Origin of the sequence: Pseudomonas sp. UBA4617 (assembly GCF_002386445.1) — a bacterium.
GTDB lineage: Bacteria > Pseudomonadota > Gammaproteobacteria > Pseudomonadales > Pseudomonadaceae > Aquipseudomonas.
Map to the genome: position 1 here is coordinate 1 of NZ_DGIR01000026.1, position 12,039 is coordinate 12,039.

Consider the following 12,039-nt stretch of genomic DNA (forward strand, 5'->3'; position numbering starts at 1 on the left):
CAGATGCAATGAAGAGCCTGTAGGAGCGGGCTTGTCCCGCGAAGAGGCCGGTACAGACAACCTTGAGCTCAGGCCATGTCGCTGATCGCGAACTCCTCGGCCAGGTGATCGATCAACGCCCGTACCGACGGCAGCAACCCCCGCCGTGACGGGAAGATCGCATGCACGATACCGCAGCGCGGGTGCCAACCCGGCAAAAGCTCCACCAAACGCCCGGACGCCAGGTCCTCGCGCACTGCCACCCGCGGCAGGTGCGCGATGCCCACACCAGCGACTACGAAATGACGCAGGGCGAACAGGTCGTCGGTGACCATGCGTGGCGTATGCGGGATGACGATGCTGTGGCTGGTGTCCTCGCCCTGGAACAACTGCCAGTGGTATTCGCGTTGGGCGCTGCCCCAGTGCAGGCTGGGCAACGTGCCGAGCAGCTGCGGGTCGAAGTCCTTGGGCAGTCGCTCCAGGTATTGCGGCTGGCCGACCAGGCACTGGGTACTGTTGCTCAGCACCTTCATCACCATGTCGGTGTTTTCCAGTGGCGGGAAGCGCACCCGCAGGGCGACGTCGAAACCTTCGTGCAGCAGGTCGACGCGGCGGTTGGTGCTCTCGATGAACAGTTCCACCTGGGGGTACTTGAGCATGTAGCGGGTCAGCATCGGCCCGACCCAGGAGTTGAGCAGTGTGGTCGGGCAGCTGATGCGAACCAGGCCGCGCGGTTCGCTGCGGTTGCGCTCGATGATCTCCGCCGCGCCCTCGGCTTCCACGCGCATGGCCAGGCAGCGGTTGTAGTAGGCCTGGCCGATCTCGGTGAGCGAACAATGGCGGCTGGTGCGGTGCAGCAGGCGCACGCCCAGGCGGTCTTCGAGGTCGGCGATGCGCCGGCTGAGTTTTGACTTGGGCATGTCCAGCGCGCGCCCGGCCGGGGCGAAGCCGCCATGCTCCACGACTTGGGTGAAGTAGTAGAGCGAGTTGAGGTCTTCCAATGATCGGTCTCCAGGCATGTGGTTGCCTGTGCCGGCCTCTTCGCGGCTGACGCCGCTCCTACAGGCTCAGCGCAGGTTCAGCTCCGGCGCGATCCCTGTAGGAGCGGCTTCAGCCGCGAAGGGCCGGCACAGCCCCGACAAATCCGTCGTTCATAAATTAGAACGCTAAAGCCAAATTCTGCTATCTACCGCCGTAAAGGTGATGATTTTAATCTGTGCTCATCAACACGAAACACCTTCAAATGCTGAAAAATTCATAAACCCTTAGGAGCACAGACCATGAGCAAATTCACCTACAACCGCCTGAACAAAGACGACGCCGCAGTCCTGCTGGTCGACCACCAGGCTGGCCTGCTGTCGCTGGTGCGTGATATCGAGCCAGACAAGTTCAAGAACAACGTGCTGGCCCTGGCTGACCTGGCCAAGTTCTTCAACCTGCCGACCATCCTCACCACCAGCTTCGAGCAAGGCCCGAACGGCCCGCTGGTACCCGAGCTGAAAGCGCTGTTCCCGGACGCCCCGTACATTGCCCGCCCTGGCCAGATCAACGCCTGGGACAACGAAGACTTCGTCAAGGCGGTGAAGGCGACTGGCAAGAAGCAACTGATCATTGCCGGTGTGGTGACTGAAGTGTGCGTAGCGTTCCCGGCTCTGGCGGCTCTGGAAGAAGAGTTCGACGTGTTCGTGGTGACCGATGCTTCCGGCACCTTCAACGAAATGACCCGTGATGCCGCACACGACCGTATGAGCCGTGCAGGTGCGCAGCTGATGACCTGGTTCGGCGTAGCCTGTGAACTGCACCGCGACTGGCGCAATGACATTGAAGGGCTGGCGGCGCTGTGCTCCAACCATATTCCGGACTACCGCAATCTGATTACCAGCTATAACGCCCTGACTGTTGGTAAGTAACAGCGAGGATTCTGGTTCAAGAGGCCGACCCTGATTGCAGGGTCGGCCTTTTTTTGTCTGTGGATGGCTGCGATGTGCCCGCCTTGATGGCATACCAGGGCCGCCAAGGGCTCGCCTTGAGATTTGCAGCGCCTGTGAGATCGAGCGCCGCGCGGGCGGCGCTCGACTGACCGACGCTGAAAAGCTCAAGGCATGCGCTTGGTAGCATTGACTCAACAACCCGCCAGGCACCTCATGCGTTCTGAATTCAGAAACAAGAACAGGGCCTAAGCCCTCTTGTCGTTTCGCTGTACCTCCTACATCTGTTTCGGGCCAGTACCTCCTGTGAGGTCACCGGTGTCCGCCTTGTTTGTCCCATTCATAATCGAAGGCATCGCTGCTGCCGTTCCACCTATCTCCCGCCATGCGCCAAGGGTGCGAGCGCCAATGGTGCAGGAATAACTGGCCCGACACAGAGGTAGGAGCGGATTTATCCGCGATGCGCCGCGCGGGCGGCGCTCGACTGACCGACGCTGAAAACCTCAAGGCATGCGCTTGGTAGCATTGACTCAACAGCCCGCCAGGCACCTCTCATGCCTTCTGAATTCCAGAAACAAGAAGAGGGCCTAAGCCCTCTTGTCGTTTCGCTGTACCTGCCTCAATCCGCATCCGAAGCAAACAACCGCTCCAACTCCACCCGCGCCTCCTTGGCCGTCTGCATCACCTTGGCCCGGTCATCGCGCACCTGCCCCTGGGCCAACAGCACCTCTTCGTCATGTTGGGTAAAGCGCTCGATGCGGTCCGCCGCCTGCTCGTCGCTCAAGCCCAGCCCCACCAATGCCCGGCGGGTCATCTCAAGGCTGGAGTAGAACGTCTCGCGAATCGGTTCGGCACCCGCATCCACCAGTTTGTGCACATGCTGGCGGTTACGCGCTCGGGCGAGCACTTTCAGGTGCGGGTACAGGCGTTTGACCCGCTCTGCCGTATGGATGGCGGCCTCCGGGTCATCGATGGTGATGATGAAGTACTCCGCCTCACCCACCTTGGCCGCATGCAGCACCTCGGGGCGCAGCGGGTCGCCGTAGAACACCGGCACCTGCTCGAACATGCGCGTCATCTCGATGGCATCCACCGACGTTTCCAGGGCAACGAACGGGATCTTCTGGGCGCGCAGGATGCGCGCGACGATCTGGCCCATGCGGCCCATGCCGACGATTACCACCCGTGGCGTGTCGGTCTGGATCTGCTTGTACTGCTCGGGCACTTCACGCACCGCTTGCGGGCGCTTGAGGGCGCGGGCGCAGCCAATCATCAACAGCGGGGTAATCGCCATCGACAAGGTGATGGTCATCAACAGCAGGTCGTAGGTCTGGGTGTCGAACAGGCCCTGGTCCTTGCCCAGCTTGAACACCACGAAGGCGAACTCGCCACCTGCGGCCAGCACCATACCCAGGCGCAGCGCGCTGGCGCTGTTCAGGCCACCGGCCAGGCGGCCGACCCCGATCAGCAGCACCAGCTTCACCGCCACCAGCAACAGGGTCAGGCCCAGCAGCACCAGCGGCATCTCCAGCAGCAGGCGCAGGTTGGCACCCATGCCGACGCTGATGAAGAACAGCCCCAGCAGCAAGCCCTTGAACGGTTCGATCTGCGATTCCAGCTCGTGGCGGTATTCCGAATCGGCCAGCAGCAGGCCGGCAAGGAAGGCACCCAGGGCCATGGAGATACCGGCTTGTTCCATCAGCCAGGCGGTGCCGATCACCACCAGCAGCGCGGTGGCCGTGGATACTTCCGGCAGGCGCGTGCGGGCCACGGTGCGAAACACCGGGCGCAGCAGGTAACGGCCACCGACAATGACCACGGCAATGCTGGCGAACACCTTCAGGCCATGCCCCAGACTGTCGCCGCTGCTGGTGTCCGGGCCGCTGGCGGCCAGCAGCGGGACCAGGGCGATCAGCGGGATCGCGGCAATGTCCTGGAACAACAGGATGGCGAACGCCAGGCGGCCGTGTGGCGCGTTGAGCTGCTTGCTCTCGGCCAGGCTCTGCAGGCCGAGGGCGGTAGACGACAACGCCAGGCCCAGGCCGAGCACGAGGGCTGCTGGTAGCGTCTGGCTGAAGCCGAACAGGGCAATGGCGCCGATCACTGCGCCGGTCAGCAGAACCTGGGCAGTACCGACACCGAACACCGCCTTGCGCATCAGCCACAAGCGCTTGGGCGACAATTCCAGGCCGATGATGAACAGCAGCAGGACCACGCCCAGTTCGGAAATGTGCGCCACGCTTTCGGTGTCGCGGATCAGGCCGAGTGCTTGCGGGCCGATGATCACCCCGGCAAGCAGGTAGCCGAGCACGGCCCCCAGTTGCAGGCGCTTGGCCAGGGGGACCGCGAGGACTGCGGCGAACAGGAAGATCACCGCAGTTTGCAGAAGGCTGCCGTCGTGTGGCATTGGCTCGTACTCCATGAGCTGCCGGGGCAGCATTAGACCAGTTTGGCGGACAATTCTGGGGGCTGGGGTGAAGGCAGACAATCCGCCTGGGCGGAGAAAGATTGTCCCGAATTTGATGACAGCCTGTGCCGGCCTCCTGGCCGGCATGCCCCGCGAAGAACGCAGCGCTGATCCAGCTATTCATCGCCTCCGAACTGCGCCCGATACTGCGCCGGCGTCATGCCGATCCGCTCACAGAACACCTTGCGCATATGCCGATCGCTGCCGAACCCGCACCGCGCCGCCACCACCTTCAATGGCAAATCGCTGCCTTCCAGCAGTTTGCGCGCCCGGTCGATGCGCGCGTTCTGCAGGTACTGCAATGGTGTGATGCCCACCTCGCGCTGGAACATGCGGGCGAAGTTGCGCCCGCTCATGGCCACCAGGTCGGCCATTTTCTGTACGGTGAACGCCTGCTCGATATGGTCGACGATGTACGCCTGTACCCGGGCGATCGGTGAATCATCCCGTGGCACCGCTGCCAGCAACGGCCCGTAGGGCGTCTGCCCGCCCTGGCGATGGCGGGCGACCAGCAGCACTTTGGCCACGTCCAGGGCCAGCGCCTTGCCGTGATCCTCGGCGACCACCGCCAGCGCCAGGTCGATACCTGCAGTGATGCCGCCCGAAGTGATCAGGCAGCGGTCGATCACGTAGATCTGCTCGGTTTCGACCTTGGCCTGGGGGAACGCCTGGGCCAGGCGCTCCACGTAGTTCCAGTGGGTGGTGCAGCGATAGCCATCCAGCAACCCGGCCCGGCCCAGCAGGAACACCCCGGTGCAGATCGCACCGAAGCGCCTGGCCTGGCGCACGGCCTGGGGCAGCCAGCGCTCGATCCCGGGCAGGGCAATGTCATAGGCGCCCGGGCCACCTGGTACCAGCAACAAGTCGACGGTCTCCGGTAGGTCTTCCAGGCGCCGGTCAGCGACCACTTTCAGGCCGCATGAGCCGCGCACCGCTGCCTGCCCCTCGGCCAAGGTCAGCAGCCGGTACTGCCGTTCTGCGGGCAGGAACCGATTGGCGATGGCGAATGCATCCATGGGGCCGGTGACATCCAGCAGCAACACATCGTTGAACAGCACCATGGCCACGGTGCGGTGGGCGGGTTTTTCCTGCATACCTCTTTCGCCTTGAATGTCGGCCGCTGGCAGCGGCCAGAAGCTGAATACGAAACGTATCTTATGGTATCGGCAAAACAGCCTGGGCCAGCAGCGCACAATTAATAACAATTCAGCTTTGGCTCAGGACTTTGTCATGCGCCGGGGGCGAGACTTCCCGCCATTGAACAGGAGAGTCGCCATGCACCCTGGGACGCCCGAAGCGCCGCTGCAAACCCCCGGCGCACTAACGCCCGCGCGGCTGCGCCGGGCCAAGGAACTGATGTTGCACAGCTCGTTGTCGATCATCGAGATCGCTGCGGTATGCAACCTCACCCGCAGCCATTTCTCCCGCGCGTTCAAAGTGACTACCGGCCTTTCGCCCCAGGCCTGGCGCCTGCTGGCGCGCATGGAAAAGGCCAAGCGCCTGCTCGCCACCGAGGCGCCCATCACCCACGTGAGCCTGGAGTGCGGCTTTTGCGACCAGGCCCATTTCACCCGCGCTTTCAGCCGTCTGGTTGGCCAGCCGCCGAAGGCGTGGCGCCAGGCGCAGGTACTTTCTTAAACCGTAGCTATCCGCCGGTATAACCCCCGCGGACAGTGCCGGCCCTTTATCCCAACCCAAGGAGTCACCCCCATGAGCCAACCCGATTACAAGCGCTTGAACAAAGACGACGCGGTGGTGCTGCTGGTCGATCACCAGACCGGCCTGATCTCGCTGGTGCAGGACTTTTCGCCCAACGAGTTCAAGAACAACGTGCTGGCGCTGGGCGACCTGGCCAAGTTTTTCGGCCTGCCGACCATCCTCACCACCAGCTTCGAGCAAGGCCCCAACGGCCCGCTGGTGCCCGAGCTGAAGGAAATGTTCCCGGACGCGCCATACATTGCCCGACCAGGCCAGATCAACGCCTGGGACAACGAAGACTTCGTCAAGGCAATCAAGGCCACTGGCCGCAAGCAGCTGATCATCGCCGGTGTGGTCACCGATGTGTGCGTGGCCTTCCCGGCCCTGTCGGCGCTGGCAGAAGGCTTTGAAGTGTTCGTGGTGACCGATGCCTCGGGCACCTTCAACGAGACGGTGCAGCAGGCGGCCTGGGTGCGCATGACCCAGGCGGGTGCACAGATGATGAACTGGTTCTCGGTGGCCTGTGAGCTGCACCGCGACTGGCGCAACGACATCGAAGGGCTGGGCAACCTGCTGTCGCAGCGCATCCCCAACTACCGCAACCTGATGAACAGCTATGCGGTCTTGAGCGCGCGTTGAGGTAAGCCTGCGCCGGCGGCTTCGCGGGCTTATTCGCGAAGCCGCCGGTCTAGGAGGGATTCACCGGCAGGGTGAAACGAATCCGGCACCCACCCAGCTGCGACACCAGCGCCTGCAATTGCCCGCCGTGCGCCTGAGCCACCGAGCTGCAGATCGCCAGACCCATGCCCATGCCACCGGTCTTGGTGGTATGAAACGCATCGAAGACACGCTCGCGCTCGTCCGCGGCAATCCCCGGCCCGTTGTCGTCCACGCAGATTTCCACGCCGTCCTCGACCAGCGCCGAGGCAATCCGCAGCACGCCATCACTGCGATACCCCGCCAGTGCCTCAAGGGCATTGGTGATCAGGTTGAATACCAACTGTTGCAACTGCACCGGGTCGGCTGTCACGCACACCCCGGCCTGTAGTTGCGTCTGCACGTCGACCCTGCCTTTGCTGGCATCGGCCGAGGTCAGGCGCACCACCTCGCGGATCAGCTCGTCCAGTTTCACCGCCTTGAGCTGCATCGGCGACTGCTTGGCCAGTGCCCGCAGCGCCCGCACGATGTTGGCGGCCCGTTCGCTGTCGTTGCGGATGTCTTCCAGGCCGGCAATCGCTTCTTCCAGGTCGGGTTTGGCGCGCTTCAGCCAGCGCAGGCTGGCCGCGGCATTGGAGGCAATGCCCAGCAACGGCTGGCTGATTTCATGGGCGATCGAAGCCGACAACTCGTTCATCACCTGCAAGTGCGCGCTGCGCGCCAGTTCGGCCCGCGAGCGGCGCAACTCGTCTTCCATCTGGGCGCGGGTCTGGTTGTCTTCGGCCAGGCGGGTATAGAACTTGGCGGTTTGCAGCGATACCGCTGCTTGTGAGGCGAGGATTTCCAGCATGGCCAGGCGCTGGCTGCCGAACAGGTTCGGCACCAGGCGGTTTTCCAGGTACACCAGGCCGATCAGCACGCCCTGGATCACCAGCGGCAGGCACAGCACCGAGCGGGCATTGCGCGCCTGCAACTGCTGGCGGAAAGCCTCCGGGCAATCGCTGAGGGCATCGCTGATTACCAACGGTTTGCGGGTGCGCATGGTGGCGTTGATGACCGACAGCGGCGCCTGGGTCATGAACCTCTGGCAGTTGTCCATGCTCACGTGCAGCCCGTCATCATCAATGTAGGCAAGGGCGGCCATCTGGAACTCGGCACCACTGACGATCAGCAGCGCGCCGTGGTCGGCGCCGGAGTGCTGGGTCAGGTGGCCCATCAGGGTTTCGATCAGGCCTTCGAGCAGCACTTCCTCGGACAACGCCCGCGCGGCTTCGATACCGGCTTCCAGGTCCAGGCTGGCCTGCTGGGTGGCGCGATAGGTCTCCTGGACCGGCTGGGTGCGCAGGAACGGATGCAGCGTCTCCAATTGGTGCACCTTGCCGCTCGCGCCCCAGATATGGAAGCAGTCGCGGGCGATACGCAGGTGCAGGTTGGCGCCGGAAATCAGGCCGCTGGGGATGCACACCTCGGCCAGTTGTTCATGGGCCAGCGCCTGCTCGTGGATGAAACCGGCAGCAGTAGCAGCGATCTGCGCCTGGTCGAAGCAGCGGATCGCAGCCAGGCCGTCGCCTTCGAGCTTGGCGATCACGCCCTCGATCAGCAGCAGCTTGTTGCGGAAGGTGCCCGGGTTGAAGCCGGCCCAGCAGCTGAAGCGCTCGCGCAGGGTGCGCAGCTCGCGCAGCTTGTCGGCCAGGTTGCCGGGGGCCTCCGGGCTGCCCAGGGCCAGGCCGCGGAACAAGTGGTAGTCGGCCAGGTTGATGTGTGCCGGTGCAGCCCAGGCGTAGTCAGCGGCCAACGCGAGGTTGCGCATGGCCTGCGCAATATTGCCCATGTAGAAGGCGCCCATGCCGGCGAACAGGTGCTGGAAGAACCGCGTGGTAGGCGATTTCGACGAGGCGGGCGAGGCCGGGCAAGGCATGCCGCCAAGGGTCGCGACGAACGCTTGCTGGGCCTGCAGGATCAGTTCGATATCGCGGTAGCCGTGGCGCCGCACGGTGGCCAGGCCTTGCGCCACTTCTTCGACCACTTCCGGCAGGTAGCGGCCCATGAACAGTGAGTCGGAAACCAGGTGGTTGCAGGCATAGCAGCTCATCGCCAGGTCGCCGCTCAGGCGCGTCGAGCCGACTGCGTCCAGCGCGGTACGGCGGGCGAACTCCATGGGCGAGGTCCAGGCGCTGACCTGGTCCAGGGCCAGCAGGGCGCTGGTCAGGTCGGCCTCCAGACCGTGCCGCTCGATCAGCTTGAGTGCGGCCAGGCAATAGGCATGGCCGTCATGGTAGGCACCGAAACGCTCGGCAATCATCACCCCGTACCAGGCCATGCCGTAGATGCTGCCCGGGGCGACGCCATGCTGCAGCGACATTTCCATGAGCTTGGCCAAGTGCAGGAAACAGATGTCGTCCTTTACGAAGAACGATGATGACAGCGTGGCGAGCAGGCTTATGGCAACCGTCACTTCCTCCGAGTCGGTGCGCGGCAGCGACTCCAGGCAATGCCGGCCTTTCTGTTCGACCAGGCTCTGTACGTGGGCATGGCAGGCCTCGACCTGTTGCCAGTCGACGCCCCGTGTCGGGTTTATACCCAGCAGGTCCAGGCCGGAAAGGGCGCTGTCGATGGCCGCCTGATAGTCGCCGCGCAAGGTGTGCAGCAATGCTTGCAGGCGGCACGCCCGTGCCAGGTCCAACGCCGATTGTGCGCGCTGGCGGCATACCTTGAGACGGGCTTCGGCGCTGTTCGTCCGTGATAGCTGAATGTCGCATTCCGTCGCTTTGCAGGCGATGGCAAAGCCATGCGTGGTGCGGCTTTGCAGCGAAGCACCGTGCTGCAGCAACTGCTCGGCGGTATGCAGGTAGTCAGCGGCTTGCTCGAAGGCGCCACGGTCGCGTGTGCGTGATGCCGCTTCGCGGAGAAGCTGCAGGAACGCTTCGCAGTCGTCCGCTGCAAACCCGCACGGGCTGGCGCGTTGCAGCTGGCTGGCGAGTTCGAACAGTACCTCGTGCAGGTGACCAGCCCAGACCTGGCGCATGGCCAGGACAATACGTGCATGCAGCGAGGCGCGCTCGGACGCCGGGGTAAGAGCGTAAGCGGCATCCATCACCCGGTCATGGGTGAAGCTCAAACCGTTCGCGCCTGGCTGCAGGAAACCCGCGCCAATCAAGGCTTTCAACGGTTCGCCTGGCGGTTGGGCGAGCACCTGCCGCAGCAGGCGCTGATCGCAGCGGCTGCCCGCCGCGCCAGCGACCCGTAGCAGGTCGCGTTGCGCTGCGGGCAGGCGCGCCAGACGCTGGATCATCAGGTCGGCGACATTGTCGGCGTAGCAGTGTCGGGTCACGGCTTGCAGGCACCACGACCAGCGCATGGCATGGGTGTCGAAGGTGAACAGCTGGTCTTCGACCATGGCCTTGAGGATCTGGTTGATGAAGAACGGGTTGCCGGCCGTCTTGTCATGAACCCTTTCGGCCAGCGGCAACGCCTCCTCGGGGGTGACGTGGTAGCGCTCGCCAATCAGTTCGGTTACCGCCTCGACAACCAGCGGTTGCAGGTTCAGCGTGGTGCTGCGCAGCGTTGCGGGTATGGCCAGTGGCGCGCTGCTGGTGGGCGCGTCGTTGTTGCTGGCGAACATCAGCAGCAGGTTATCGGGCGCCTCCGCCAGCGTTTGGGCCAGCAACTGCCGGGAGGCGTCGTCGGCCCATTGCAGGTCGTCGAAGAACAGTACCAGCGGTTGTCCAGGGCGGCTGAAAACCTGGAGGAATTCAATGATCGCGTGCAATTCCTTGTGCAACTCGAGGCGCGTGAGTTTGGCCGGCAGTTGCGGCTGCGGGCCGAGAATGAGCTGCAGGTCCGGGGCCAGTTTGCCGAGCAGGCGGCCATGGCCTTTGATGCGCTGCAGGATCTCGCGGCGCAGGGTGTCCAGGGCCTGGCTGTTCTTGGCCAGCAACTGGGTGGTCAGCGCACCGAGTATCTCAACCCAGGGCGTGTAGGGCACGGCCTGGGCCAGGCTGTTGCACTTGCCAATTGCGTGGTAGCCCTCGGTGTCGGCCTTGAGGGCGGCTTCGACCAGGCTCGACTTGCCCATGCCGGCAGCGCCGTTGACGAGCAGGACTTGTGGTGCGCTGTCGCGGCGCATGGCCTTGAACAGAAGGGCGATTGCCTGCTGCTCGGTGCGGCGGCCATACAGGCGCACGCGGCTGGGCACGACCGGGTCGGCGCAACCTGGGGTGAAGGGCGCCATGGTCCGGGTGGCAGCCCACTGCCGCTGGCAGTGAGCCAGATCTACCGCCAGGGCGCGTGCGCTCTGGTAGCGGGTATCCGGTTCTTTGGCCAAAGCCTTGGCCAGGATCAGGCTGAGGGGCTGTGGCACGTTGCCGTTCACTTCGCAGGCCGCCCGCGGCTGTACGCCGGCATGCAGCTGCCGCCAGTGCTGGATATCGCGGCCGGCCAGTGGCAGCTCGCCCAGCAATAGCTGGTAGAGGATGGCGCCCAGGGCATAGATGTCACTGCGGAGGTCGCTGCTGCTGCCGTGCGGGCAAACCTGTTCTGGCGCCAGGTACGCCCAGTTGCCGAGCGGGGCGCCCTGGTCGCTGATACGCTGCGCGTGGTCGGCGCGAAAGAAGCACAGCCGCACCCGCTGGTTGGCATGCAGGCACACATGCCCGGGCTGCAGCGCACCGTGCAGCACATTGTGTTCGTGCGCCTGTGCCAAGGCATGGGCAGCATTTACCGCGATGTCCAGAAACGGCGTCAACGCCAACGGGCCGTTGGCGAGCAGGTCGGCGACCGAGCGGCCGGCCGGGTACACCAGCAATGGGCCTTCAGCCGAGCGCACGAACGCCGACGGGATTACCGCCCACAAGGGGTTCAGTTGCAGACGGTAGTCACGTTCCAGGCGCTGGCAGGCGGCGGGTGCTTCGATCGGGGCGCGCACGGCGATCCAGGCCTGACGGGTGGCCGCGTCGCGCAGACGGAAGTAGCTGAGCTCGCCTTCCTGGCCCAGCGCGCTGATCTCGCATCGGTTCAGCCAGCCCTCGTCAATCGACTGGTCGTAATCGATGGGCCTGTGGGCAAGGCGTTCATCGAGCATAAAGCACCCCCGCTAGCGACATCCTGAGGCGCGAGTATACGCAGCGGGCCCAGTGCTGATGCGGGTTACAGCTTGTTTGGCAGGAACGGGCACGCTGTTGTCCGTTATCGTCCCCTGGCAGCTGGCTGGCTTTTGTATAGTCCTCAGGCCAACCTATCCCTCGGGATAATTGCCTGAACGCTTTCGCTGGCCTAGGCTGCCCAGGCAGCGAAAATGCCCGTGCCCGCGCG

7 protein-coding genes are annotated in these 12,039 nt (G+C 64.1%); 3 read left to right on the forward strand and 4 right to left on the reverse strand.

All coding sequences use genetic code 11. The features are described from left to right. Positions 1-68: 68 nt before the first annotated feature. Positions 69-980, reverse strand: coding sequence for a LysR substrate-binding domain-containing protein (locus tag B4L76_RS11130; RefSeq protein ID WP_296232809.1), 912 nt, complete (start codon positions 978-980; stop codon positions 69-71). A gap of 279 nt (positions 981-1,259) precedes the next feature. On the opposite strand from B4L76_RS11130, the gene ycaC (B4L76_RS11135) reads away from it, so the two are divergent. Then, the gene (ycaC, locus tag B4L76_RS11135) at positions 1,260-1,889 is read left to right on the forward strand and encodes an isochorismate family cysteine hydrolase YcaC (protein ID WP_296232474.1); all 630 of its coding nucleotides are present in this window, start codon (positions 1,260-1,262) and stop codon (positions 1,887-1,889) included. 637 nt (positions 1,890-2,526) lie between these two features. On the opposite strand, the gene B4L76_RS11140 is transcribed toward ycaC (B4L76_RS11135), so the two are convergent. Both B4L76_RS11140 and B4L76_RS11145 read right to left on the reverse strand, forming a co-directional pair. Further along, positions 2,527-4,314, reverse strand: a complete 1,788-nt coding sequence (locus B4L76_RS11140) for a monovalent cation:proton antiporter-2 (CPA2) family protein (protein WP_296232475.1) — start codon at positions 4,312-4,314, stop codon at positions 2,527-2,529. 176 nt (positions 4,315-4,490) lie between these two features. Then, complete coding sequence (locus B4L76_RS11145; protein ID WP_296232477.1) at positions 4,491-5,468, reverse strand: GlxA family transcriptional regulator; 978 nt, start codon at positions 5,466-5,468, stop codon at positions 4,491-4,493. Positions 5,469-5,649: 181 nt separating this feature from the next. Here B4L76_RS11145 and B4L76_RS11150 point away from each other — a divergent pair, with 181 nt between their 5' ends. Next, entirely contained in the window at positions 5,650-6,012 is a 363-nt protein-coding gene (locus B4L76_RS11150; protein WP_296232478.1) for a helix-turn-helix domain-containing protein, read from the forward strand. 72 nt (positions 6,013-6,084) lie between these two features. Beyond that, positions 6,085-6,711, forward strand: coding sequence for an isochorismate family cysteine hydrolase YcaC (gene ycaC / locus B4L76_RS11155; protein ID WP_296232479.1), 627 nt, complete (start codon positions 6,085-6,087; stop codon positions 6,709-6,711). Positions 6,712-6,760: 49 nt separating this feature from the next. Here ycaC (B4L76_RS11155) and B4L76_RS11160 read toward each other — a convergent pair whose 3' ends face one another. Continuing rightward, on the reverse strand, positions 6,761-11,809 hold the full coding sequence (locus B4L76_RS11160) for a trifunctional serine/threonine-protein kinase/ATP-binding protein/sensor histidine kinase (protein WP_296232481.1): 5,049 nt from the start codon (positions 11,807-11,809) through the stop codon (positions 6,761-6,763). Positions 11,810-12,039 lie beyond the last annotated feature (230 nt).